The following is a 24883-nucleotide window of genomic DNA, read 5'->3' as shown; positions in this document are numbered from 1 at the left end:
ATGCGTACCAGGCCGCACCGAATGCAAGATCACGCAGGCCGATCGGCACCTGTAGACGCTTCAACTTACTGGAGATGGTTATGACGACCCGACGAATCTTTGTTTCTTCCGCGACCCTGCTCGCGTCCGCGACCGCGCTCTCGACAGCAGTGGCTCAGGATGCTGTGCAGCCTGCCAAGCAGGCTGATTTCCTGTTCGTTCAAACGGCGAACAGCATGAGCTTTGAAAAGGCGACCAAGAAGTTGACCCTGCACGGAGTGAGCCCGATCACGGTGTTCTTTTCCGATCGCCCTGAACGTATCGCGGGCAACATGAAGACGTCCGCATTCGTGCCGTTTTGGAGCCAGGGGAAGGACAGCTTTCTTTCCGATCCGCCCAATGCGGACATCTCCATCGTCGAGGGCAAGGAACTGCGGCAGGTCGTGGCAGTTCTCAAGTCCCCTGAAATGAATGGTGCCGACCTGTCCTACACGGTTCAGGTGCTTCAGGGCGAGATGCCAGCAAAGGGCGCTGAGGTCTCGGTATTCATCGACGTCATCGGCATGCCAATGACGCCGGTGTCGTATGCCGGCGTGGCGCGGCGCAGCTATCGCCGGGCCGTCATCCGCTGAAGCGCGCGGGCTACGGAGAGGTCGTGCGATGGCCACTGTGATTGCGGGCGCCGCCAAGTCGGGCAAACTTGGCCCGGATGAGTTCTCGCTCGTACTCGGTGGTTCGTTGTTTCAGTTTTGGCGGCGGGCCCGGCTCGCAGACGATGCAGGAAACCTGGCGCACCGGCGGGCGGTCGTCATGGTGCTTCTGGCCTGGATGCCGCTGCTGGTGCGGTCCTTCGCCGAAGGCCACACGCTGGGGCGTGGCGTCGATCTTCCCGTTTCTTCATGACCTCGAGCTGCAAGTTCGCCTGCTCATTGCGCTGCCTCTGCTGATCGTTTCCGAATTCGTCGTCCATCAGCGCATGCGCACGGTCGTGAGTCCGTTTCTGGACGACGGACTGATCCCGGACGACCGGCGCAAACAATTTGACCAGGCCATCGCCTCGGCGACGCGTGTGCGAAATTCGGTCGCCGCGGAGTTGCTCCTTATTGCCATCGTGTACGGTCTGGTCGATTCCAAAATGCCCGATACCCAGGGTCGGGAAGAGCTGGACGACGGCGGCGCGCGCAAGTGCTTGATCTGATGAGGAAACGGCCATCGTGATACCGCGGTGCCGTTGTGCGAGCCAAGCCGAAGCAGGAAGGGCAGGGGGACCGCCGCAGGCGCGGCCGCATGGCGCGCCACGCACCCAAGGACCGGACTCACCAGGGAGTAGACAAAGAACGCCGGACGATCCGCCGGGATCGGGCGCTGACTCCAGGTATGGATGGTTTGCGCCTGCAGATCATCGAGCATCTCGCCGGAGGTGCGCACGAGGGCGAAGGGTGCATCGTTCCAAGTGAAGAACCACGGGGCGCCGACAGGGATGCCGCCCACCGGGATGTCCAGGTAGGGCATGAGCTTGTTCGACGACGGCATGGGGGATTTCGTCACCAGGAACACCACGCCAACACTCACCCCCACCCCGACCAACAAGGCGGCGAGCAGGGCCCGACGTTTGCGCATCGGAGCAATCTACCACCACGCAGCCTTCGCAGGTGTCGATGTGCGACAAGGGCTGAACCTGGCACATGCAAATCAACTACTTGCTCGTGCAGCTACCCTTGCTACAAGAGCGAACGCCCGCTTTCGTTCACCCCCAGGGACGCGAGCTTCACCTGCAGGCGAGGAACACAACGGCGCCGCGCCCGGCCGCTGCGCACGAATTTACCCACTAAAATGACGTTTTGTTGGGTAACTTCCGCGATGCCGCTCCCGAACCCTCTCTTTCGCCTGCAGGAACTGGCCTTCCGAACGCAGTACGCTGAACTGAAGGAGCGTAGCTCGTCCGGCGCACCACTGCTTCCCGGTACGCCCGGTACGCTCGTCAAGCGCGACGGTACGGGCTACGCCTACTGGTACAGGGTCTACTACCCGGTGCCCGGGACAAAGTCGGAGCAACTGATTGGCAAGGACGGCGACCGGGACGCACTTATCGAGGCTGAACGGCAGATTGAATTTGCGCAGTGGGCTAACGCGCAGGTCCGCAACCTCCGGACTCTTGGTTTTCAGGTGGCCGACAAGGGGGTCGCGAGCGTCCTGGTCGAGTTGCACAATCGGAACCTGCTTGAGGGAGGCCTCGTCCTGGTTGGAACACTGGCTTACATGGCCTGGCTCAATGAGTTGGGTGCAAAAGCCGTTGCAGGTCGAACCCAAGATGTGGACCTTGCTACACGCAAGCACCTCAAGTTGGGTGCGCCGCAGTCATTCCTCGATGCAATGACGGCTACAAGGCTGGGCTTCTCGCCGGTGCCGGGCATGCCTAGCCAGGCGCCATCGACGTCATTGAAGTTGAAAGGGCGAGAAGGCCTACGCGTCGACCTCTTGGTCGACGGCAAGAAACTGGGTAAGCCCGTCCCCGTCCCGCAGTTGATGTGGCACGCCGAGGCCGTGCCGTATTTCGACTACTTGCTGGAGCAACCGCAGCCCGGCGCGGTCCTGGCGGGCGGCCACTGCATTCCCCTGATGCTGCCTCGGGCCGAGCGTTTCGTCTGGCACAAGCTTTACTCGAGCTCGTCGCGCCAGGGCTTTCCAGAGAAGGCAGAAAAGGACCTGATTCAGGCTGCCACGCTGGCAGCAATCTTGGTCGAGCAGCAAGATGAAGCGCTCGTCGAGTCGTTCGCCGAGTTGCCAACCGGCATGCAGGCGGTAGTGAAGAAGCGGTTGCGCGCCCTGCGCCGAGCACTGGCCGGTCATCCGCAAACGCTTGAACAGTTCGAGATGGCGCTCGATTCCTGATGTCAGGCGTCGGCCAGCGACAGGCAGAATGCGGCCAGGAGCCGTCGGTCACGACTGTCCGCTTTTCGGCAGTCCAATGAGCATGAAGAATCAGCGATCGCAAGGTGCGACAGATAGACCATCGCGCCGGCCCAAGCGATGCGGCTCAAGCCTGCAGTCTTCGGCTGGCTGTACTACTTCGGTGGCCAAACGGGCGCACGATCGTCACTGCCGCCTCGATCGTGGACCGGCTGCGGCGCGGCTCCAAGGCGCGAGCCGCAGCCAGCGCCGCGCACTCGTCAGCTCGTCGACTGGTAGCTGACTGACACCACGTCCGGCAGGTGCATGTCCGGCATGCCGCCCAGCAGCGTCAGCGCGTGTTTGGCCAGTTCGCGCGGCACGTGCCCGGTCAGGTGCGCGAAGCGCGCGCCGTTGTCCGGCAAGACGTCAAAGATGCCGAAGTGTTCTGCGTCCAATAGCAGCGCGAACCATGCACGCGTATCCGGCTCATCTTCGACCAAGGTGCGGGCGTCGCGCAGGCACTGTGTGACATGTTCTTCGTGGCCTTGCCTGGCCTTGAATGTCAGCACCAAGCCCTCGCTGATGTCCATCAGCCTGCCAGCCCCAGGACGACGATCCTTGCGCGCCTCGGCTTGATGGGCCACGCGGCCATCGTGAAGTTGTCGGCTACGGCCACCTTCTGCACGCCATCCACGGTGTAGGTGATGATCCCGCCGCCGATCCCGCCGCCGGTTCCGAGCGGACCGCCCCAGAGTTTCTGGCCGGTGGAGGAATCCAATGCGTAGAAGTTTCCGCCGACGTCCGCCACGAACACGATGCCACCGGCCGTCGGCGTGATGCCGGCCACGAAAGGGTAGTTGGACTTGGCCCGCCATTTCCAGACGCCGGTGTCCGCATCGCTGGCATAGACCCATCCGGCCCAGTGCCCGTCGGTACGGTCTTCCTTGCCGAACATGTTGATAGGGTTCAACGTCGCCATTCCGGTCCAGGGTTGGCCAACGTCCACAGACCGCAATCTCTCGTCCGTCTTGATCGTCACCGTATCGCACCAATCGACGGTGCCGCTGATGATGAGGTTCGTCGTCGGATCGAAACCCGGGGTGTTCCATTCAGTGCCTCCGACCGGGCCCGGACAGAAGTGAACCTTCTGACCGACGGCGAACGTGCCTTCGGCATTCTCGACCGTGGTGATGGGAACGCGGTACAGCAGGTTGTTGGAGGCAAGGTCGTAGCCATAGAGGTGRCCGTCCTTCGGTGCGACCGACATGAGCTGCTTGCCACCCATGGTCTGAAGCAGGATGGGCGGGCTGGACACGTCCCAGTCATGCCAGTCCTTCTTCACGACCTTGAAGTTGTTCTTGTAGTCGCCCGTYTTGGCRTCGAGCACCACSACCGAGTCCGTGAAGAGGTTCTCGCCAGCCCGTGCCCCCGAAGCGAAGTCGGGAGCCGGATTGCCTCCCGGCACGTAGAGCAAGCCGTTCTTGATGTCGAGGGTGTAGGAGGTCCAGGTTCCGCCGCCGCTGATCGGTATGCCTGGCGCGTTGTTCCACGTCTTCGCGTCCAGCGGCGACTTGCCCACCGGGCCACGGACGACATCGCCCTCGGTTTTGGGAATGAGGAAGAACTGCCAGACGACCTTGCCGGTCTTCGCGTCGAGACCGTACACCTTGCCCTTGCCGCCCTTGTAGTCCCCGCCGGCATTGCCGACGTAAACGAGGCCATCCCACGCGATCGGCGACGACGGCACCGACTCGCCGCGTTTTGGATCGCAAATCGTCGTCTCCCACACCTGCTTGCCTGTCTTGAAGTCGAAGGCCAGCACCCGGCAGTCCTGCGTGCCACGAAACAGCAGGCCGTCCATGTAGGCGGGGCCACGGTTGGAAGGCAGAAGGCCTGGGGGATAGTCCAGATGCGTGCGCCAGTTCTGCGCGCACGTGGCCGGATTGATCGAGAAGATGTCGAACTCTGTAGAGCCGATCAGGGCGTTGTTCACCATGAGCAGGCCGGATTCGAAGGCCGTGATCTCCCCGACCTCGTAGACGCACTGGATCTTCAGGTTCCCGACATTCTTCGCGTTGATCTGGTCGAGCGGCGAGAACCGCTGCGAGGACGGGGTCCTGTTATAGCTCGGCCAGTCGCTGGCGGCAGCACCGGGCCATGCGGCATCGACGGGCGGTGGTGAGGGCACTGCGGCCACAGGCGCTTTGTAATCGGAGTTCGTCTCGGTGGTCAGCGTTCCTGGTGGCGCAGCAAAGGACTTGAGAAAGTTGAGTCCCATGGCGCCGTAGGTCGTCATCTGTACAGGGAACGTGAGGTAGAGCGCTCCCGCGATGGCCGCGCCTGCCACAACCAGCACGCCGATGATGATGAGGATCTTTTTCATGCTTCTATCCCGATCGTGTAGGAGGGAAGGCGATGTGGAGCTTGAACTGGAGACGCTTCAATCGACCTGGGCAGGTCGCGTCGAGGGATCTTGGTCCCACACGGAAGATTTTGGAAGTGTGGCCTCCGAGAGCGCAATCCCGGCGACCACGTATGTCCACGTACGTGGCAAGCCGCCGGAAGTTCAAGTCAAAGGCGCCGCGGCCGCGATTTTCGACGCCGTCCTCAGCCACCCGCGCCGCGCGAGCCCTTCATTCGTTCGGCGACCGCACGCTCCCTGGCGTATTCTTCGCGGCAGGCGTTCGCGTAGTCCTCCGGGCCAAGGTAGGCGATCTCCTGGTCGTACCTTGCCAGGTCTTCGCCGAACCGCGGGTCGAACAGGGCCTTCTTGAAGGCGCCATGCAGCACGTCCAGTACGTCGGCTGGCAATCCGCGCGGGCCGGCCAGCCCGTAGGGCGACATCGCCACGATGTCGAAGCCCAGTTCGCGCAATGTCGGCACCTGCGGCCAGCGCCCGGAGCGCTGCGCCCCCAAGGTCGCGAGCAGCCGCAGGCGGCCCGCATCGACCTCGGGCGCGAAGCCGGTGGAACTGACCCCGACCATCACCTGGCCCGACGCCACCGCCAGGGTCAGCTCGGCGGTGCCCTTGTACGGCACATGGATGTAGCTCAGCCCGCGCTCGGTGAACAGCGCCTCGAGCACGAGATGCGGCGTGGTGCCGACGCCATTGGTGGCGATGCTCAACTCGCCGGGCCGTGCACGTGCGAAGTCGAACAGCTGGTCGAGCGAGCGCAGCGGGCTGGCAGCGCGCACCAGCACCCCGAATGTGACGCCCGAAATCTGGATGATGGGCGTGACGTCTCGCACCGGATCCCACAGCACCTTCTGCATGAACGGCGCGCGAAAGACCGGCTGCGGCATCTGCGCGATGGTGTAGCCGTTGGGTTCGGCCTGCTGCAGGATCGGCATCGCCAGCGTGCCGCCGGCGCCGGCGCGGTTCGCCACCACCACGGGCTGGCCGAGCGCCGGCGCGGCGAGTTCGGCCAGGAGCCGCAGCGTCAGGTCGGTCGCGCCACCCGCCGCCCATGGCACCCACATCATGATCGGCCGGGAAGGAAAGGCTTCGGCTGCCAGCGCGTGCGCCAGAGGCCCCGCAGTCAGCGCCAGCGCGGCCGCACGTCCCAGCCAGCGGCGGCGGCCGGTGTTCATGCCGAACCTCCGCCGCGCTTCGTCAATCCACCAAAACCGCGCTGCGGGTCGTAGCCCCAGCAGGCCAGCACGAAGAAGACCGCCAGGCACCCGAGCACGACCCACGGCGCATCGCCGGGGTCCTTGCCATACAACGCAAACCGGATCCATTCGACGGCGTGGGTGAACGGGTTGAAGCGGGCCAGCTGATAGACCCATCCGGCGCCCGACTCGCGCAGCTTCCACAGCGGGTAAAGCGCGGTGGACATGAAGTACATCGGAAAGATCACGAAGTTCATCGTGCCGGCAAAGTTCTCGAGCTGCTTGATGTGCACCGACAGCAGCAGGCCGAGCGCGCCCAGCATCAGCGCCCCGCAGACCAGCGCCAGCAAGGCATGCAGCCCGCCCAGCGAAAGGAGAGGCAGGTCGGTGCCGATCAAGGTCGCGACGATCACGAAGGCCAGGGCCTGCAGTACCGACAGCAGGGCCGTCGCGCAGAGCTTGCAAAACAGCAGCCATGCGCGCGGCAAGGGTGCGGTGAGCAGCAGCCGCATCAGACCCATCTCGCGGTCGTAGACCATCGCGAGCGACGACTGCATCCCGTTGAACAGCAGCACCATGCCCACCAGGCCCGGCGCGATGTAGACGTCATAAGGGATGTAGGTGTCGTAGGGCTCGACGATCGCGACGCCGAACACGTTGCGAAAGCCCGCCGCGAACACCGCCAGCCACAACAGCGGACGCACCAGCGCCGACACCAGCCGGCCGGTCTGCCGCGAGAACTTGAGCAGTTCGCGCATGACGATCGCCTGCATGGCCTGCAGCGCATGCGCGAGGCCGTGGCGCGGCGCAAGTTCTGCCGCGCCGGCTTCGACGGGAATCATCGCATCGTCGTGCATCGCTTCTCCGGGGCGTCCGCGCCCAGTGTATCCAGCACGTTGCTCGGGTGCAGCAGGCCATCGACCGGCGCCTGCGAAATCACGCCCTGGCCGTCGGTGAGCAGGACGGTCTGGCGCAACTGCCCATCCCAGGAACGAAAGGTCAGACTCGTGCCCTTGGAACCGTCGAGCGGCGTCTTGGCGAGCGCCTGCGCCCAACTGGCGGCGGGCCCTTTCGGCGCCGCGATGGCGGCCGCGAGCAGCGCCTTGCCCGCCATCCACGCCGACCAGTCGCTGGCGGCCATGGGCCGGCCGGCCGCCTTGGCGAAGCGGCGTGACACCTGCGGCGCGCCGTAGCGCTCGAACTGCGCATGCCAGGCCAGCGCCACCAGCCCCGCATCACCCACCACCGGGCGAGGCAACACGATCCGGTACGGCAAGCCGCGCGCAAATTCGCCGTCGCTGTCGACCACCCAGACGGCGTCGTAGGTGCTGCCGGCCGTCAACAGCAGCGGATTGGCCAGGTCGCGCTCCCGCGGGTCGCCGGAAAGCTTGAAGGGCCGCGTCTCGACCACTTGCAAGCCGTAGCGCTTGATCGAAGCTTGCGCCGTGGCAGCACGCAACTGGTCCTGCACACTCGGGCCGACGAGCAGCAGCAACTTGCTCCACTTGCGCGACACGAGCGTTTGCGCCAGTGCGTCGGCGCGCATGCGCTCGCTCGGAAGGATGTGGAACAGGTGGGCCCGGCAGTCCTGTTCGCGCAGGCGGTCGGCGGCCTCGCCGATGTTGATCACCGGCAGCTTCACGGCATCGACCACGGCCAGCGTCCAATCCGCGGGAAGATCCGTCACGAGCACGGCGGCGCCGGACTTTTCGGCCGCCTGCGCGGCCGCGCGTGCGGCCTCCGGCGAGTCGGCGGACTGCTTCGCCAGCGTGACGGCCGCATCGACGGAGTCGAGTTCGAACTGGCCTTCGTCCAGCGCGACCTGCAAGCCGTCACTCGCGGGGCCGTCAGGGTGGCCCAGGAAATGGCGCTCAACGCGCGACCGTTCGAGCCGCGCGTCGGGACTGGGCGAGATCAGCGTCGCCTTCAACGCAGTGATGGCACCCGTCGGCTGTCCGCTCGACGCCGGCCCCGCAAGCAGCAGCGACACGCCGACGCAGCAGGCGGACCACTTCATTCGACCACCACCAGGCCGTAAGGCACGCGGCCGACGGGGATGCTCTTGATCGGCTTGGCCGCTGCGACATCGACCACGGTGACGTCGTCGCTCAAGCCGTTGACCACATACAGCCGGGCTTCGGCCTTGTCGAGCGTGACGTTCCACGCGCGCTTGCCGACCAGGACGAGATTCGTGACCTTTCGCTGCGGCACGTCGACGAACGCGACGTGGTTGGCCCTGCCCAGCGCCACGAAGGCGCGTTTGCCGTCGCGCGACATCTGGATGCCCACCGGCGTGATGTCTTCGCTGCGCGCGCCCTTGACTTCGAACTTCAGGCTGCCGACCACATGGCGGGTGGCCGTATCGATGATGCTGACGCTGGCGTCGAGTTCGTTGGTGACCCACAGTTCCTTGCCGTCGGGCGTGAAGGCCATGCGGCGCGGCCGCTTGCCGACTTTCACGTTCTTGACGATGGCACCGCTGGCGACGTCGATCACGTGCACGAGACTGGCGACTTCGGAAGTCACGTACAGCGTCTTGCCGTCTGCGCTGACCTTCACGCCTTCGGGTTCCTTGCCGACCTTGATCGACTTGAGCACCTTGCCGTTCGCCGCATCGATGAAGCTGACCGCGCCTTCGTCCTCGTTGGAGACATAGATGGTCTTGCCGTCCGGCGACAGGTCGAAGGCCTCGGGCTCGTCGCCCAGCGGGATGCGGCGCAGCGACTTGCCCGTCGCCGGGTCGATCACATCGGCGGCGTTCGACTCGCTGCAGGCGAGCATGATCAGGCGATCCGCCGTGAGCTGGATGTGCCGCCCCCGATTGCAGGTCGGGATGGTGCCCTTGACGCGGAGGGTGGCCAGGTCGATCAGCGTGATCGCCTGGTCTTTCTCGCTCGATACATAGGCGGTGCCTTGCGCCACCGCGGCCGTGCCGAGGCACATGCACGACAGGGCCGCAACCGAGCGGGCCACACGCTTCAGAACATGGGCAACTTCATTCATGTCGATGTCTTTCCTGACGTCAGCCATGTGTTCATCCCGTGCGCGCGATGAAGCCCGCTTCCAGCGTCGGCTCTCCAAGCGCTTGCGTCACCTCGACGGGCGTGCCGTCGGCCAGGAGTTCGCCCTTGTGCAGCACCAGTACACGGTCGGCGCCTTCGGCCTCCTCCACCCGGTGCGTTGCCCACAGAACGCAGACACCGCGCTCCTGCACGTTCGCATGCAGGGCGCGCATCAGGTCCTGGCGTGACTTGGGGTCCAGGCCCACCGTGGCTTCATCCATCAGCAGCACGGCGGGTCGATGCAGCAACGCGCGCACGAGTTCCACCTTGCGCCGATTGCCGCCGGACAGTTCACGCACCTTGCGATCGAGGTCGGCGTCGATGCCGAGCTGGGCACAGCCCGCCTCGATGCGGGACGCCGCCAGCCGCCGCGGCAGGCCGTGCAGGTCGGCCTGGAACAGCAGGTTCCGGCGGATGCTGAGATCCAGATCGAGCGACACCTGCTGGAACACGACGCCGATGTGGCGCAACGCCGCCGACGCGGACCGGTGGAGCGAATGACCGGCCACTTCGACCTCGCCCTCGTCGGCCGCAAACAGCCCGGTGAGCACCTGGAACAGTGTCGACTTGCCCGCGCCGTTGGGCCCCAGCAGGGCCACGAACTGCCCTGTCGCCAGCGTCAGCGAAAGACCCTTCAACGCCGCCCGCGCGCCGTAGCGCTTGGTCAGGCCGGTGGTCCGCAACATGGTCGTCGATGGGAACGTCTGTGGCATGGGATGGGGTCGGCAGCCGCAGAGTCCTCGACAACCGCCAATCGGTAGGTCATCTTAGTATTCTTTCTGCGCGTGCGGCCTCTCGCCGAGCGCATCCGCGGAAGTGGGCAAACGCATACATCAACGCGTCTTCCGCAGCGGCCATCTTGTGCGGCTCCAGCGACAGCCCCTTTGATCTGGATCCATCCGGCCCGCGCGCTTGCCCGGCCACACCTTGCCGCGGCTGAAGCCTCATCAAAGTTGTGGAGCTGACCGGGGGCGGTCGTTCTTCCTTGTGAAAAGAAGTCGCAAGAATGGCAGCCGATGAGCTCGGGCGCACCATGAAGTGCTTCGACGACGTCAGCGCTCGCGTGGAAAGCGACGCGTTGCCATGCTCAGCACACCCTTGGAGGGGGAGCCGGTGAGCGAACCCACTGTATTCATCGTTGACGACGACGACGCCTGTCGGGACGCGATGCGTGAGCTGGTCTTTGCGGTCGGACTCGCAGCCGCGGTCTTCAGCTCGGCGTTCGAGTTCCTGACCGCCCTCGACCCGACTTGGCGTGGCTGCTTGGTGCTGGACCTGCGCATGCCGGGGATGAGCGGGCTCGCTCTGCAGAAGCGATTGCTCGAGATGGAGGTCCGCATACCGATCGTGTTCGTCAGCGGCAGCGTCGACATTCCGACGGCCGTCCAGGTCATCAAAGACGGCGCCGTGGACTTCCTGCAAAAGCCCTACCGGCAGCAACAGTTGCTGGACGCCATCTACAAGGCCCTGCGATGGGATTCAAGCCAGGGGATGGAGCGCTGATCGAGCACTATGCAAAGTCGAACGGCCCCTGGAAGCTGCCAATGTAGCTGGTGTGGCTGACCATCCCTTGGGTGTCATCCCAGAGGTGGAGCAAGCAGGCCGGCGGACCCATGAAGGATGCGGGGCGCGCGTCCGGGGACAAGCGGAGCGCAATTTCTGTGGTGGTGCTGGGGCAAGCGCAGACGACGGTTCCCGCCCAGCGATGCAGCATCTGGCGGTGCACGTGTCCGCACAGCACGAGATGAATGTTGTCAAGATCACTGAGGACTTTGGCGAGAGGCTCGGGCTCGAGGTACCTGTACGTGTCCATGTACGGAATGCCGCAGGCAAACGGAGGGTGATGAAGCATCACGACCGTCGGCTTGATCGGATTCGACGTGAGCGTCGTGCGCAGCCAGTCCAGTCCGGCCTGCTCGATATGGCCGTGGTGCAACCCGGGAACAGTCGAATCGAGTGCCACGATTCGGACTGGGTAGTCGTCGACGCAGTAGTGCATCGGGCCGGACTCGGGCAGGTATGCGTGGTCTGCGAAGGCGGCTCGGAAAGGCTCGCGCCTGTCGTGGTTGCCCGGGATGACCAGATACGGAATCGTCAGCTCGGCGAGCAACTCTCGGGCGGCAGCGTACTCATCCGGGTGCCCCTCGTCGACAACATCGCCCGTGAGCAGCACCAGGTCAGGCCGTCGGTCAAGGGAATGCAGGTGTCGGATTGCCTCGGTGAGCATGCGATTGGAATCCGCGACGCCGTGATAGAGCCGGCCCTTCGGCCTGATGTGCATATCCGAGAGCTGAGCGATGAGCAAGGCGACCTCCTGACCGAAGCGATGCGACAAGCATGTTTCATTCCATGAGGTGTGTCAGTATTGCGGGGCGGCGCCGAGCGCGCCGGCCGACAGCGCAAGGGTGGCCGCGGCCGACAGTGCCGTGCTGTAGGTCTCGGCTGCAGCATTCTCGGCCTGCAGCAGCTGCGTCTGCGCCAGCGTCAGATCGGTGACGGAGCCCACGCCGCTGCGGTAGGCAGCCAGCGCCGCGTCAAAGCTTGTCTGCGCGGCTGCTACCAGCGCCTGCGAGGCAACGTGTGCGGACAGGCTGGTGCGCAGGGCGTTGTCGGCGAGCACGATTTGGCGCACTGCATCTTCACGAACGCGCGTGAGTCTGGCCTCAGCGCTGTCGGAGTCGGCGCGGGCCTGCGCCAGGATCGCGTCCCGCGTTCCGCCGTCATAGAGTGGAATCGTGATCCCTGCGAAGAGGGTGCCCCCCCTGCCTCTGCCGTTGATGTTGACTGTCGGGGCTTGCTGTCCCACCGACGGCAGCGCGGTCACACCGAGGTTTGCGGAGTTGTAGGCGCCAGTGCCCGCGACGAAGACTTTCGGCATGAATTCCGCCTCTGCCGCGCGCGCCTTCGCGAGACTCGCCTTCTGGGCCGCATAGGCGCTCAGCACGTCCGGGCGGCGCGAAAGCGAATCCGAAATGATGCTTTCGACGGAGGCAGCCATCGCTGGCGACAGGGACCGGCCCGACACGTCGGCGACCTTGATCCTTGTCAGTGGCGAAATGCCCATGGCCGTCAGCAGCCTGAGATGGGCGTCCTGGCTCCCACCCGTCGCCTGCACGACGGCGAGATTGGCCTGTGCCGTGGCCTGGCGTGCCTGCGCGACCTCGATGACGGTCCCGATGCCGTGCTTGTGGCGATCCTCGGCTGCCGCCTGCACGGCCTGAGAGTTCTTCAGCGATTGCGTCGCCGTCGCGAGTCGCGTGCGGGCCGCGGCATTCGCGTAGAAGGCCAGGCTGACGTCGTAGATCACCTGCTGGTGCGCCGCGGTGAAAGCGATGTTCGATATCAGCGACGCCTGCTTCGCCGCCTCGATGACGGCCGATCGCTCACCGAAATCGAACAGCAGCCACTGGAACGAGACCGCCGAGATGGTGCCACGCGCCGACGCGTCGCCGCTGCCGCTGAGGCCGAGCACCGAATTTCTGGTGCTCGTCGACTGGTATGCGCCGACGACGCTCGCGGTGATGTTCGGGAGGTAGCTGCTCTCGACGATGCCGGCGGCAAGCGCGACGCGCCGCGCATCGTTCCAGGCAATCCGAGTGATCGGATTGCTGGATTCCGCGAGATCGATCAGCTCGGGCAGGGAGTAGACCTTTGCACTGTCGACGCTGGCCGGCGGCGGAAAGCTCGCCATCGCGCGATTGGCAGGCAGGACGTAGCCGCCGGCCCCTTCCGAAGCACCTTTCTGCCCGGCCAGTATTTCTCCTTCGGCCGTCGTGGCCGGAACCCAGGGTCGGTCGGACCAGGGTGGCGCCATCTCGAGCGCCGAAGTTGCACAACCGGCCAGCCAGGCCGTGCAAAGCGCGGTCGCGATTGCCGACTCAACCCGGCGCATGCTGAGCGCTCCTGCGCGGTTCTTCTGCATATCGATGGAGGAGCGATTGCTCCAGTCTGCCGAGATGGTCATCGATGCGCCTGCCCACCGCATGTGTCGAGGCTTCGGGCTCTTCTTGCGGCCCCGGTCCCACCGCGCCCGAAGATGCCGAATGATCGTCGACGCTGTCGGCCAGCTTGGCGAGCCGGCCGGCGATGGCGTCGGAACACGTGGGATCGAGCCTGGCGTTCAAGAGCAGCGGCCCCTGGAGCGCTGCGATCTCGTGCGCCGCGCGCCGTCGCGCTTCCAGCCAATCGGGCGCGGGCCGAACGGCTTGCGGCTCGTAGCGGGCGAGAGCCATATCCTGTTCGAGCGTGCCCAGCGCCGCGTGCGCTTCACCTGCCAGCGAATAGCGGCTCGAGCGATTGGCCGCCGTCATCATGGCGCTCAAGCGACGCAGAAGCGTGGCGATGGCTGGATCGATGCGCCGCGTCACGCTGACCGGCCAGATCGTTGTGAACACCACGTACATGACCAGATTGCCGAACAGGATGCCGACGACCCGATCCCGGGCTAGCGTCATGTCGAAGGCGGGCGAAGCGCCTTGGATCACGCAGAGAAAGAAGGCGAACGCGATCTGAAACCCCGCATAGGAGATGCGCGGCGACCCCGCCGCGACCCAGCCCGAGCCGAGCGCCGCCAGGAAGACTATCGCCAACAAGCCGCCGATCGAAGTCACGCTCGGCATGAGAAAAACGAGTGCCGCGAGGCCGCTCGCGGCACCGACCAGGCAGCCGACGATCCGCAATGTCAGCTTCTCGACCGTTTCGGCGGCAGTGCCGAGCGAGACGATGTAGCAAGTGATCAAGCTCGTGTGGATGCCGGGCCAGTCGAGCAGCGAGTACACGAAGTAGCAGGACATGGCCGCCGCTGTGGTCTTGAGGGCGTACTGCATAGGCTCCGGGTTGACGAAAGCATCCGGCAGGAAGAAGCCTCCATCCTTCGACTTCGGCTGCGATGGCCGTGGCGCTGTCTCTGGACCAGGCTGCTGCGTGAATCGCACGAGTGCTTCCTTCATCTCTGCAAGAATCGCGGCGCCTGCGGGCGACAAAGCCGGGTCAGGGGCTTCATCGTCGAGCGCGATGTCGACCGGGTACCCGCCGGCTTGCAGGATCGAGCCCATCTCCTCCAGCGTGCGCGCCACGCGATCCCGAAGCACGGGCGGCCATGGGCTGGGGCCTTCGGGATCGGCCAAATCCACCACCAGCAGGATCTGCGTGACCGACGCAACGGCCCGGCGAAGCGCGGCGACGTCTTCTGCGACCGATGTCTTCTCGACCTCGGCCCGTTTCAACCACCCTTGAATTTCGCCGGTCCCCTCGGACAGGGCTTTGCCGAGAGCCCGCCGAGACGGATCATCAGGCCTGCGCAGCACGGCAGCCGCGACCTCCAGGCGCTGCGCAAGCGCACGCTGCGCCAGACGCCGTGGCGCCGGGCCGATCAGAAGGTTGACAGCCACCGAGACACCGACCGGAATGCCCACGAACAGCCAAGCGTAGAGAAGCGCACGGGTCGCCAGTTCGCCAATTGGCGCGCTGCCCAGGAGATCGAGTGCATACGCGACGACCAGCGCGAGGATTCCGCCGACGGGCCGCAGCTTGCTTGCCGATGCGGTGAAGAGAAGGCAGAACGACAAGACGGCCATGGCCGTCACGCGCAACAGCGGGTGGTCGATGACCGCGATGGCGAGGAGCATCACCCCGCCGACAACCACCGAGATCAGGAACAGCATCGCGATGCTCATGATCACGCTCGTCGCGCGATCGGGCTTGATGACGAAGAACGAGACGTAGGCTGTGAGCGCCGCCTCGGGCGTCTGAAATATCTCGACGACGAGCGTCGTCAGGGTGCAGACCAGCGCAAGCCTGAATGCAAACTCCAGCCTTCCGGGCTCTGGCGCGAGAAGCTCCAGCAATCCCGACAGGGATTCGCGGCGCCGCTCACTTGCATGCGTGGCCATGCTGCACCTCGACGACGGCCGTGGCGCCCAGCCTCATGAGCCCCTGCGGCGGCTCCTCGAGGCGAATGCGCACGGGAAAGCGCTGCGCGACCTTCACCCAGTTGAGGGAGCGCTCCACATAGGGCACGGATCGTGGCAGCGCGATGCGGCCGGTATCGAGCACGCCGGATCCGATGCCCTGCACCACGCCCCTGATCGCCTGCCCACGATCGATCATCGAATACACCGTGGCGCAGTCGCCGTCGGCAATGGCATGAAGATCGTTTTCGCGGAAGTTCGCAATCGCAAACCACTCGCCGGTGTTGACCAGCGTGAACAGAGACTGCGAAGGCACCACCATCTCGCCGGTCGAGACGGTCAGGCCGACGACGCGCCCGTCGTGGGGCGCGCGAACCGTGGTGTCTTCGAGCGCACGTTTGGCGATGGCCAGTGCGGCCTCCCGTGCGCGCACCGTGGCCTCGGGGCCTTCATCGGTGCCCACCGCCCGGGCGGCGGCGGCTTGCTGCTCCTGTGCTTGGCGAAGCGAGGTCGCTGCGTCGCGCTGCGCCGTCTCAGCGAGGTCCAGTTGCTGTGCCGGCACATAGCCCTTGGCAGCCAGCGGCCGAAGTCGCTCCACGGTGCGCGTGGCCTGCTCGAGATTGGTGGCCGCTCGCCGGGTCTGGTCACTGGCCACGACCGTCGTCGACCGCTGTGTGGACAGCAGGCGCCGCTGCGTCTCGAGCGTGGCCCTGGCGAGGTCGAGTTCCGCCTGCGCCTGCGCCACAGCGAGCCGAAAAGGCTCCGTATCGATCTGGAAGAGAAGATCGCCCTTGGCAACGCTGACGTTCTCGGCGACCGGAATGTCGATGATCCGGCCTCCGACGGCCGATGCGACGTGGACGACGTCCGCATCGATGCTGGCATCGTCGGTCGACGGCAGGCTCGCATGGCGGCGCAATGCGTATATTCCGAAGGCGATGGCGAACGCGATGATCGCCAGCGATGTCAGCTTGCCCCACAGGGGAGGTCGGTGAATTCCTGCGGCCTTCATTTCTGCTACGCGAACCAGAACAACCAGACGAACAGGGCAAAGCAGGCCCCGATCGCGATGCACACGAACAGCTGATAGGGCAGGGCACTCGACAGCCCTGTCGCAACAAAGCCCGCGCGCGCGAATATTGCTGCGAGGACGCCGAGCAGCGCGCAGAGCATCCAGGCGGGGAAGTAGGCGCCGAAAAGCGCGAACGATGGCGCGGCGCGTTGCGCGCATCCGCTCAGCGCGAGCGAAATCAGCGGCACCCGAAGCGCGCGTGCATATCTGTCCGAGGTGGCCCTGTCAATGCGCCGATCGGCGGTTGACGCAGGCGCTGTCAAGGCCCTGCAGACATCCTCGGTCTTCTCCATATGCGTTGACATAGATGCTCCTCGCCAACATGCTACTTCATCACTTTGTCGAGGCTGGACCATGCTGCTGCGCACTCTCTCCGCCTGGACGGCCTGCTGGACCTTGCTCGCCGTGGTGCCCCTTGCCGCCGCCGCGGCCGACACCAGCCGCGCGGCGCAGGCGATGACGGCCGCGGCGCGGGCGCTGCTGGAGGCGACGCCGGCGCGGCAGCGGCCGGAGTTGCTGCGGCCGTTCACGCTGGAGGCGCGTGGCGATTGGAACTACACGCCGCGCGGCCGGCCCGGCATTGCCTTCAAGACCATGGAGGATGCACAGCGCCAGGCAGCGCAGCAGTTGCTGGCCGCGGCCTTGTCGGAGCCGGGGCTGGTCAAGGTGCAGGCCATCATCGCCTTGGAGATCGCGCTGCGCGAGATCGAATCCTTCGGCTTCTCGCGCGATCCGGAGAACTACGCCATCGCATTGTTCGGCACGCCGGACGCCACGTCGCCCTGGGGCTGGCGAATTGAAGGGCACCATCTCTCGCTGCACTTCACGCTGGCCGACGGCCAGGTAGTGGCCACGCTGCCTCAGTTCTTGGGTGCCAATCCGGCGCAGGTGCCGCGCGACATCGCCAACAAGGGCCCGCGCAAGGGCCAGCGCGCGCTGGGCGAGGAGGAAGACCGCGCCTTTGCGCTGCTGGCGGCTCTCTCGCCGGCGCAGCGCCAGCAGGCCATTTTCAGTGCCCGGCCGTTCGGTGACATCGTCACGCGCAATGCCGCCCAGCTGGACCCATTGGCACCTGTGGGTGTGGCCTTCAGCGACCTGGACGCAGCGCAGCAGGCCTTGCTGCTGCGCATCGTCGAGTCGCTGGCGTCGGTGGCCGAATCGTCGTTGGCGCAGCAGCGACTGGAGCGCGTGCGGGCGGGCGGCCTGGACGGCATCCGCTTCGGATGGGCCGGCGACACCGAGCGCGGCCAGCCGCACTACTGGCGCATCCAGGGCTCGCGCTTTCTGATCGAATGGGACAACTCGGGCGGCAACCACATCCACAGCGTGTGGCGCGACTTCGAGGGCGACTGGGGGCGCGACGTGCTCGGCGAACACTACCGCCGCACACGCGCAAGCAGCCACCGGCACTGAGTGTCGTGCCCGGCGCCAACTGCTTCAGAGCTGCGACACCGTACCGACCGGAAAGTCAGTCCGCATCGTGTGAAGCGCCACCACGGTGCATGCCCACCCTCTCAAGGGAGTCGGCCGGGAACGACAATTCATTTCTTTTTTGGGAGGGGGCCTAAGTCAACACCGCCAGCAAGCTGGCGACGCCAGTCCCCACCGCCGCCAGCGCATCGCCGGCGATCAATCCGCCGCCGAACAGCGAAGCACTGCGCATGTCCTGCGGCACATCGCGCCGCACGGGCGCGCGCGCCGCCCACAGGCTACCTGCAACGCCGCCCGCGCCGAGCCACAGCGACGTCGGCAGGTTGACGAAACCGCCGAAAGACAGCGCATAGGGAGAAGGCAGCACGATGGCGTCGAGCACGAAATTGCGCGGCCGCACCCACTTGCGCAGCACTTCGATCGTCAGGCCGGCGACGATGCCCACGCCGATGGCAACGCGCTGGAATGGCAGGTCTTGTGCCAGGCCACGCAGCACGCCCACGAATTTGAACGTCATGGCCGAACTCCAGCCGGCCGGCTGCTGGTCGGCCTTGAGCACCGTCTGGTCCTGCAGCAGCACCGGATAGGCCGCCATGAAAAGCCGCGCGAACACCACCGCCAGCACGGCGCCCACGACGATCCCCAGCACCTGGTAGCGGAACTGCGGCACGCGTGGCGTGCCGAGCCGCCAGCCGGTGGAGCGGTCCTGCTGCATGTCGCAGGCCACGCTGGTCGCCACCAGCAGCACCGCGCCGACCATCAGGCCCACGCCGGGATCGCGCAGGCCCAGGGCGGCGAGGATGACGACCGTCACGACGAAGGCCGAGGAGATAGGGTTGGAGTCGCTGATACCGACCGATATGCCGTTGACCAGGGCGAAGAGGAACACCAGCGCCACGGCCACGAGCAGAAAGAAGACGGGCTGTCCCAGCAGCCAGTGGCCGCAGGCCACCGTGGCGGCGGCCCAGAAAGCCACCCACAGCACCAGGCGGGTGCTGTTCACCCGCCGCCAGTCGTCGACGGCCGGCGGCGGCGCATTGCTTGCAGCCTGCAGCCGCGCGCGGGGCAGGGCACGCGCGAAGATCAGCGCCAAATCCACCAGAGCCGCGCCCATGATCGTGCCCAGCGCGATGAGGAACATGATCTTGCGCGGCGGGTCGCCGGTCTCCAGCCAGCCGATCAGGACGAAGAACGGCTGCAGCGCCACACCGATCAAGCCGCCCACCAGCGCGGGGATGCCGATGCGCGCGCCGATCACGAGCCCCGCGCCGAAGGTGGACGCCGACAGTTCGATGGCGCCCGGCAGCGGCAGGCGGGCCGCGGTCAGTCCCGTCGCCAGTCCCAGGACAACGCCGCCTCCGAGCTGCCGCACCGAGCGCCGCAGCAGCGCGGTGTCGGTCAGCGCTCGCAGAATGTTGGCCACCGCCAGCCCGGACGGAAAGACCAGGTGCATGCGGTCCACCAGAACCGGCGTGTAGAGCATGCCCACGCCGACGCCGAACATGCCGACGCAGGCGAGGTACAGCGCCATCTGCCAGCTGGGCGGCGGCGGCAGTCCCATCCACGCCATGGCCTGCAGCAGCACGCCCAGGCCGCTCATGCTGGCGACCGAGGCGGCCGCGGTCTGGATGTAGTTGGCGCCGTGCCGGCCTGCCGCACCGTAGCCCGCGGTGACGGCGGAGCCGAGCAGGCCCGCCAGCACCTGGCCGCCGACGAAGAAGCCGAGCGAGAAGTTCATATAGGCTGCAGTCACGCCGGCCAACGGACCCAGGACGAACATGCCCGTGCCTGCCAGGAGGAGGTGGTAACGCCAGCTGCCCTCGATGGGCAACCATCCCCAGCGGGGACCTTGGTGTGGATCCATGAACAGGCTCGAGGGATGAGGTCCGTTTCCGGTTTCACAGGGCGCGCCACGCGTCCAGGCAGTGCGCCGCCAGCGCGGTGACCCAGAAAGGTTCATCCGGATCGAAAGCAAGCCCGAACATCGGCGTGACGAGAAAGCCCGCCTTCTCGAACGCCGACGGATCTGTCGCTCGAACAAAGGAAGCCAGTGCGGTAAATGGCACCGACAAATTGCCGATGTTCACGACCGGCGCCCGCAGGGTGATCTCTTCCAGCCTGCCGCCATCCTGAAAGCGGTAGACCACCGAGTCATAGTCGAGCTCATGCAGCCCGATGTCGTTCCGGCACGTTCTCATGGGCTCGCCGCGCATCCTCAGGACCTCTTCCCTGGAGGCCGAGAACGGGGTGTCATCGACGCGGACGAACGGCTGCAGCTTCATGGCTTGAACAGTATGCACACCCTGCCCATCCGGGCAGTAGCGCCAGCCCTTGTGCCTTCACACAATGAAGCCATCTAAGGAGTTCCCCATGGCCGACACGATGTCCTCATCTCTCGAACAACTGTCCGCGGCAATGGCCGATGCGGTGGCTACTGCGTCCGGCAGCGTGGTGGCGGTGCACACCGGGCGTTCGCGCGCGAGCGGCTTCGCTTGGCGCGAAGGGCTGGTCGTCACCTGCGAAGAGGCGCTGCCCGACGACGCGGACGTGACGGTCTGCCTGCCCGGCGGTGCGAGCGCGCGGGCAACGCTCGTCGGGCGCGACGCCGGCACCGACATCGCCCTGCTGCGCATCGATGGCGCCGCGCCCTCCCCGATCGCGTTCGACGCGGCGCCGGTGCGCGTCGCATCCCTGGCACTCTCGGTGGGATCGCTCGCCGGCACGCCGGTCGCTGCGGCCGGCGTGGTTTCGCTGGCGGCGCCCGCATGGCGCAGCCTGCGCGGTGGCGACATCGACGCACGGATCGAGCTCGGGCTGACGATGCGGCGCATCGCCGAAGGCGGACTGGCGCTGGATGCGCAAGGCCGGGCCATCGGCATGAGCGTCTTCGGGCCGCGCCGCCGCGTGCTCGTCATTCCGGGCGCGACGATCGACCGTGTGGCCGCGCAGCTGGCCGCCCACGGCCGGGTGCCGCGAGGCTACCTGGGCCTGGGCCTCCAGCCGGTGAAGGTCGAGCCCGAGGGCATCGGTGCCATGGTGATGAGCATCGACCGCGACGGACCGGCCGCGGCGGCGGGCCTGCGCCAGGGCGACGTGATCGTGGCCTGGAACGGCGAGCCGGTGCGCAGCGTTCAGATGCTGCTGCGCGCGCTGGGGCCCGCCAGCGTGGGCACCGTCGTGGCGCTGTCGCTGCGGCGCGCGGGCGAGCCCGTCGAGACGCAGATCACCATTGGCGAAAGGCCGGCCGATTGACCAGGACGAGCGTCACGGAGCCGATCGTGATCGCGATCGATGTGGCCGATGCCGCGCTGTCGGAGCGCCTGCTCGCGTCGCTGGCGGAGGTGCCAGGGCTGCGTGTCGCGCGGCGCGGCGAACCGGCCGATGTCACGGTGGTGGTGGCCGATGCGACGACCGCGGCAGACGCCGACGCGACGCTGACCCGGCGCGAACTCGAAGTGCTCGCCCTCATGGCCGAAGGCGCATCCAACAAGGCCATCGCCCGGCGGCTGGGCATTTCGGTGCACACGGCCAAGTTCCATGTCGGCTCGCTGCTCGACAAGCTGGATGCCACCGGCCGCACGGACGCGGTGGCGCAGGCGGTGCGGCAGGGTGTCATCCATCTTTGAGAAACCCATGTTCGACGACCACACCCCCTCACCGTCCATCGACGGCAGCGCGCCCGAGCTGAACCAGGACGCGCTCATCGACGCCTACTCGCACGCGGTCGCGATGGTGGCCGACAAGGTCGGCCCGGCCGTGGTGCGCGTGCAAAGCGGCACGGCCGGCCGCCGCGGCGGCCTGGGCTCGGGCGTGGTCATCGCCGGCGACGGGCTGGTGCTGACCAACAGCCACGTCGTGGGCGGCGCGCGGCGCGTGCGCATCGGGCTCGCGGAAGCCGGCGACAGGGAAGCCGAAGTGCTCGGCGACGATCCCGCCACCGATCTCGCGCTGCTGCGCGTGGAGCTTCCCCGCAGCGCGGCCACCGCGACGCTCGGGGATTCGAAGATGCTCAGGCGCGGCCATCTGGTCGTGGGCATCGGCAATCCGCTGGGCTTCGAATCGACCATCACCGCCGGCATCGTGTCGGCGCTGGGACGCTCGCTGCGATCACAGAGCGGGCACCTCATCGACGACGTGATCCAGACCGACGCGGCGCTCAATCCGGGCAACTCGGGCGGCGCGCTCGTGGCTGCGTCCGGGCAGGTGGTGGGCATCAATACGGCCATGATCGCGGGTGCGCAGGGGCTCGCGTTCGCGGTGTCGAGCAATACGGCGCGCTTCGTGATCGGCGAGTTCATCGCGCACGGCCGGGTGCGGCGCGCTCACCTCGGCATCGCGGCGCAGACGGTGCCGCTGCCCCGGCGCGTGGCGCTGGCCATTCATTCGGGCGCCAACGCCGTGCGTGTCGGCGAAGTACAGGCCGGCGGCGCAGCGGAACGGGCGGGTCTGCGCGTGGGCGACATCCTCATCGCGCTGGACGACGTGCTGGTGGCGGGCGCGGACGACCTGCTGCGCCTGCTCGGTGCGGACCGCATCGGGCGGCCCGTGGAGGTGTCGCTGCTGCGCGATGGCCGCCTCGTCACACGCACGGTGACGGCGCAGGAACGGCCGGTGCGCGTGAAGTAATAGAACGCATCTGACCCGGCATACTCCAATCGCTTTGGGGTGGTGCACGTGTTGACAGCTTCTTGGTTGGAGGGCGGGGCGGCGCCCGACTGCATGGGGTCAGGGCACGGCCGAAATTGCCTGGAATCCCGATTCACTCCCGGCGCGCGCCGAGCCCCGGGCGAAGATCGTCTTCAGCGCGCCGATTCCGGCCGCGATGCGGCTGCTGCTGTCGCGCCTGGACGGTGATCGAGCCGCTACTGCCGCGTCAACCCGAGCTCGCGGATGATGCTGCCCCACTGCTGGTACGTCGAGTGCGTGAGTTCGTCGAGCTGCTGCGGCGTCGACGCCTCCGCCTCATAAGCACCCTGGCGAAAGAAGTCGCGCGTGGCCGGCATCGCCAGCACCTGCGCGATCGCGCCATTGAGCTTGGCGACGACCGGGGCCGGCATGCGTGCCGGGCCATAGAAGCCGAGCCAGCTCGGCATGTCGAGGCCGCTCACGCCTTGCTCCGACATCGTCGGCACGTCGGGCAGCATCGGGCTGCGGCGGGGAGCGGCCACGGCCAGCATGCGGACCTTGCCGGTCGCCGTGTTCGCGATGGCGTTCGGCGCGGCGTCGAAGTAGTACTGCACGCGGCCTGCCAGGAAATCCTTGGCTGCGTCGGTGCCGCCCTTGTAGGGGACATGGACCACGTCGAGCCCGGCCTTGCGGGCAAAGGCTTCGCCGTAGATGTGCGACGAAGTGCCCGTGCCGAAGGAGGCATAGCTCATCGTGCCCGGATGGGCCTGGATGTACGCGATCAGTTCCGGCACCGTCTTCGCCGGCACGCTCGCGTGAACCGTGAGCACCAGAGGACCCCGCGCGCCGAGCGAGATCGGTGTCAGGTCCTTGAACGGGTCGTAGCGCACCTGCGCCAAGGTCTGCGGGTTCTGCGCCACGACCGAGGAGGGCGCGTACATGATCGTGTAGCCGTCGGGCGCGGATCGGATGACCTCCTCGGTCGCCAGAATGAAGCTGGCGCCGGGGCGGTTTTCGACGATCACCGGCGTCTGCAGCACCTCGCCGAGCTTGATGGCCACGAAGCGCGCCTGCGCATCCGATGCGCCACCGGCGGCCAGGCCCAGGATGATCCGGATCGGGCGGCCCTGCTCCGGAAACGGCGCCGGCGCGGCCGATGCCTGCGTGGCGAACAGCGGGGCCAGAGCCAGGACCCACAGGCCGAGTGCGCGGCGGCGGTCGATGCGAAGAGGATGCGAGCTCATTCCTTGGCCAATCCCACTTGTTTCACCATCGCGCCCCAGCGGTCGTAGGTCGACCGCGTGATGCGCGCAAATTCATCCGCCGAGCTGCCGCCGGCTTCGTAGCCGCCACTGCGATAGAACTCTCGCACCGAAGGCATCGCCAGTACCTGGGCGAGCGCTTCGTTGAGGCGTGCCAGCACCGGCGCCGGCATGTTCGCCGGGCCGTAGAAGCCGAGCCAGCTCGGCAGGTCCAGGCCTTCGACGCCCTGCTCGGCCAAGGTCGGCACATCCGGCAGGGCGGGGATGCGCGTGGCCGAGGCCACGGCGAGGATCCTGACCTTGCCGGAGCCGACCGTGATGATGGCGGAAGAGGCCGAATCGAACATGTACTGGACGCGGCCGCCGATCAGGTCCTTGGCGGCATCCGAGCCGCCCTTGTAGGGGATGTGCACCGCGTCGATGCCGGTCTTCCTGATGAAGGCCTCGCCGTAGATGTGCGAGGAGGTGCCGGTACCGAAGGATGCGTAGCTGACCGCGCCCGGATGCGCCTTCACGTAGCGGACGAGGTCGCCGACCGACTTCGCGGGCACGCTGTTGTTCACCGTCAGCACCAGGGGCCCGCGGCCGCCCATCGAAATGGCGGTGAAGTCCTTGAAGGGGTCGTAGGGAACCTGGGACAGCGTGTGCGGGTTCTGGGCCATGGTCGACGAGGGCGCATACATCAGCGTGTAGCCATCCGCCGGTGCGCGCGCGACTTCGCTCGCCGCCAGCATGGTGCTGGCGCCGGGACGGTTGTCGACGATCACGGGGGTGCCCAGCACCTCGCCGAGCTTCTGGGCCACGATGCGCGCCTGTGCGTCGGTGCCGCCGCCCGCAGTGAAGCCGACGACGATGCGGATCGGCTTGCCCTTGGCGGGGAAGTCCTGCGCGCCGGCCCAGGGCGAGAGCGTCAGCAGCGTGCTGCCCAGCAGGAAATTGAATCGCCGCCGCGAGCTTCGCGCCGCTTGCCGGTAGATGTCCATCTTGCCTCATTCGTTGTTAAATGGATTGTCAAACCACAAACAACACGATATACCT

General features: G+C 66.6%; 25 protein-coding genes. 9 read left to right on the top strand and 16 right to left on the bottom strand.

The features are described from left to right. The first annotated feature begins 80 nt into the window (after window positions 1-80). From AC1DYD_RS21905 to AC1DYD_RS21890, 4 genes are all read left to right on the top strand, one after another. A complete protein-coding gene (locus AC1DYD_RS21905) occupies window positions 81-611 on the top strand; it encodes a hypothetical protein (RefSeq protein WP_478174853.1) in 531 nt (176 codons plus the stop codon). Window positions 612-639: 28 nt separating this feature from the next. Continuing rightward, window positions 640-882, top strand: coding sequence for a hypothetical protein (locus AC1DYD_RS21900; RefSeq protein ID WP_478174852.1), 243 nt, complete (start codon window positions 640-642; stop codon window positions 880-882). Beyond that, window positions 854-1177: a hypothetical protein gene (locus tag AC1DYD_RS21895; RefSeq protein ID WP_478174851.1), complete on the top strand. Its 324-nt coding sequence runs from the start codon at window positions 854-856 to the stop codon at window positions 1175-1177. Before AC1DYD_RS21900 ends, AC1DYD_RS21895 begins: the two co-directional genes overlap by 29 nt. A 662-nt stretch (window positions 1178-1839) precedes the next feature. Beyond that, a complete protein-coding gene (locus tag AC1DYD_RS21890) occupies window positions 1840-2871 on the top strand; it encodes a GSU2403 family nucleotidyltransferase fold protein (RefSeq protein ID WP_478174850.1) in 1032 nt (343 codons plus the stop codon). 278 nt (window positions 2872-3149) lie between these two features. On the opposite strand, the gene AC1DYD_RS21885 is transcribed toward AC1DYD_RS21890, so the two are convergent. The 7 genes from AC1DYD_RS21885 to AC1DYD_RS21855 all read right to left on the bottom strand — a co-directional run bounded on the left by AC1DYD_RS21885 (window position 3150) and on the right by AC1DYD_RS21855 (window position 10231). Further along, window positions 3150-3461 (bottom strand): antibiotic biosynthesis monooxygenase, encoded by a 312-nt coding sequence (locus AC1DYD_RS21885; RefSeq protein WP_478174849.1) that lies wholly within the window; start codon window positions 3459-3461, stop codon window positions 3150-3152. Beyond that, window positions 3461-5254 (bottom strand): outer membrane protein assembly factor BamB family protein, encoded by a 1794-nt coding sequence (locus AC1DYD_RS21880; RefSeq protein ID WP_478174848.1) that lies wholly within the window; start codon window positions 5252-5254, stop codon window positions 3461-3463. The genes AC1DYD_RS21885 and AC1DYD_RS21880 overlap by 1 nt, the downstream gene beginning before the upstream one ends. 224 nt (window positions 5255-5478) lie before the next feature. Next, window positions 5479-6462 (bottom strand): Bug family tripartite tricarboxylate transporter substrate binding protein, encoded by a 984-nt coding sequence (locus AC1DYD_RS21875; RefSeq protein ID WP_478174847.1) that lies wholly within the window; start codon window positions 6460-6462, stop codon window positions 5479-5481. Then, entirely contained in the window at window positions 6459-7325 is an 867-nt protein-coding gene (locus AC1DYD_RS21870) for an ABC transporter permease (RefSeq protein WP_478174876.1), read from the bottom strand. The genes AC1DYD_RS21875 and AC1DYD_RS21870 overlap by 4 nt, the downstream gene beginning before the upstream one ends. Then, window positions 7322-8500 (bottom strand): type 1 periplasmic-binding domain-containing protein, encoded by a 1179-nt coding sequence (locus AC1DYD_RS21865; protein WP_478174846.1) that lies wholly within the window; start codon window positions 8498-8500, stop codon window positions 7322-7324. The genes AC1DYD_RS21870 and AC1DYD_RS21865 overlap by 4 nt, the downstream gene beginning before the upstream one ends. Then, a complete protein-coding gene (locus AC1DYD_RS21860; protein WP_478174845.1) occupies window positions 8497-9486 on the bottom strand; it encodes a PQQ-dependent catabolism-associated beta-propeller protein in 990 nt (329 codons plus the stop codon). The genes AC1DYD_RS21865 and AC1DYD_RS21860 overlap by 4 nt, the downstream gene beginning before the upstream one ends. Before the next feature lie 31 nt (window positions 9487-9517). Beyond that, entirely contained in the window at window positions 9518-10231 is a 714-nt protein-coding gene (locus AC1DYD_RS21855; RefSeq protein WP_478174875.1) for an ABC transporter ATP-binding protein, read from the bottom strand. A 397-nt stretch (window positions 10232-10628) separates the two neighbouring features. Here AC1DYD_RS21855 and AC1DYD_RS21850 point away from each other — a divergent pair, with 397 nt between their 5' ends. Beyond that, on the top strand, window positions 10629-11048 hold the full coding sequence (locus tag AC1DYD_RS21850; RefSeq protein ID WP_478174844.1) for a response regulator transcription factor: 420 nt from the start codon (window positions 10629-10631) through the stop codon (window positions 11046-11048). A gap of 7 nt (window positions 11049-11055) precedes the next feature. Here the strand turns inward: AC1DYD_RS21850 and AC1DYD_RS21845 are convergent, their stop codons facing one another. The 5 genes from AC1DYD_RS21845 to AC1DYD_RS21825 are packed head-to-tail and all read right to left on the bottom strand — an operon-like array spanning window position 11056 to window position 16819. Then, on the bottom strand, window positions 11056-11880 hold the full coding sequence (locus AC1DYD_RS21845) for a phosphodiesterase (protein ID WP_478174843.1): 825 nt from the start codon (window positions 11878-11880) through the stop codon (window positions 11056-11058). 24 nt (window positions 11881-11904) lie between these two features. Beyond that, complete coding sequence (locus tag AC1DYD_RS21840) at window positions 11905-13437, bottom strand: TolC family protein (protein ID WP_478174874.1); 1533 nt, start codon at window positions 13435-13437, stop codon at window positions 11905-11907. Next, window positions 13424-15436, bottom strand: a complete 2013-nt coding sequence (locus AC1DYD_RS21835) for an FUSC family protein (protein ID WP_478174842.1) — start codon at window positions 15434-15436, stop codon at window positions 13424-13426. Before AC1DYD_RS21835 ends, AC1DYD_RS21840 begins: the two co-directional genes overlap by 14 nt. Then, window positions 15417-16466, bottom strand: coding sequence for a multidrug transporter subunit MdtN (mdtN, locus tag AC1DYD_RS21830; RefSeq protein WP_478174841.1), 1050 nt, complete (start codon window positions 16464-16466; stop codon window positions 15417-15419). Before mdtN ends, AC1DYD_RS21835 begins: the two co-directional genes overlap by 20 nt. A 5-nt stretch (window positions 16467-16471) precedes the next feature. Further along, entirely contained in the window at window positions 16472-16819 is a 348-nt protein-coding gene (locus AC1DYD_RS21825; protein WP_478174840.1) for a YtcA family lipoprotein, read from the bottom strand. A 61-nt stretch (window positions 16820-16880) separates the two neighbouring features. Between AC1DYD_RS21825 and AC1DYD_RS21820 the strand changes: the two genes are divergently transcribed. Beyond that, entirely contained in the window at window positions 16881-17939 is a 1059-nt protein-coding gene (locus AC1DYD_RS21820) for a DUF3500 domain-containing protein (protein WP_478174839.1), read from the top strand. A 151-nt stretch (window positions 17940-18090) separates the two neighbouring features. On the opposite strand, the gene AC1DYD_RS21815 is transcribed toward AC1DYD_RS21820, so the two are convergent. Next, complete coding sequence (locus tag AC1DYD_RS21815; RefSeq protein WP_478174838.1) at window positions 18091-19821, bottom strand: OPT/YSL family transporter; 1731 nt, start codon at window positions 19819-19821, stop codon at window positions 18091-18093. 34 nt (window positions 19822-19855) lie between these two features. Next, window positions 19856-20239, bottom strand: a complete 384-nt coding sequence (locus tag AC1DYD_RS21810) for a hypothetical protein (RefSeq protein ID WP_478174837.1) — start codon at window positions 20237-20239, stop codon at window positions 19856-19858. A gap of 88 nt (window positions 20240-20327) precedes the next feature. Here AC1DYD_RS21810 and AC1DYD_RS21805 point away from each other — a divergent pair, with 88 nt between their 5' ends. From AC1DYD_RS21805 to AC1DYD_RS21795, 3 genes are read left to right on the top strand one after another with little or no spacing between them, the layout of a single operon-like run. Then, a complete protein-coding gene (locus AC1DYD_RS21805; RefSeq protein WP_478174836.1) occupies window positions 20328-21209 on the top strand; it encodes a S1C family serine protease in 882 nt (293 codons plus the stop codon). A gap of 26 nt (window positions 21210-21235) precedes the next feature. Then, the gene (locus AC1DYD_RS21800) at window positions 21236-21583 is read left to right on the top strand and encodes a response regulator transcription factor (RefSeq protein ID WP_478174835.1); all 348 of its coding nucleotides are present in this window, start codon (window positions 21236-21238) and stop codon (window positions 21581-21583) included. Window positions 21584-21590: 7 nt separating this feature from the next. Continuing rightward, window positions 21591-22583, top strand: coding sequence for a S1C family serine protease (locus AC1DYD_RS21795; RefSeq protein ID WP_478174834.1), 993 nt, complete (start codon window positions 21591-21593; stop codon window positions 22581-22583). 236 nt (window positions 22584-22819) lie between these two features. Here AC1DYD_RS21795 and AC1DYD_RS21790 read toward each other — a convergent pair whose 3' ends face one another. Both AC1DYD_RS21790 and AC1DYD_RS21785 read right to left on the bottom strand, forming a co-directional pair. Continuing rightward, on the bottom strand, window positions 22820-23827 hold the full coding sequence (locus tag AC1DYD_RS21790) for a Bug family tripartite tricarboxylate transporter substrate binding protein (RefSeq protein ID WP_478174833.1): 1008 nt from the start codon (window positions 23825-23827) through the stop codon (window positions 22820-22822). Beyond that, entirely contained in the window at window positions 23824-24828 is a 1005-nt protein-coding gene (locus AC1DYD_RS21785) for a Bug family tripartite tricarboxylate transporter substrate binding protein (protein ID WP_478174832.1), read from the bottom strand. Before AC1DYD_RS21785 ends, AC1DYD_RS21790 begins: the two co-directional genes overlap by 4 nt. Window positions 24829-24883: the final 55 nt, after the last annotated feature.

The sequence above is a fragment of the Variovorax sp. P4_B11 genome, assembly GCF_056402355.1.
This window is presented reverse-complemented; position numbering and strand designations above follow the sequence as displayed.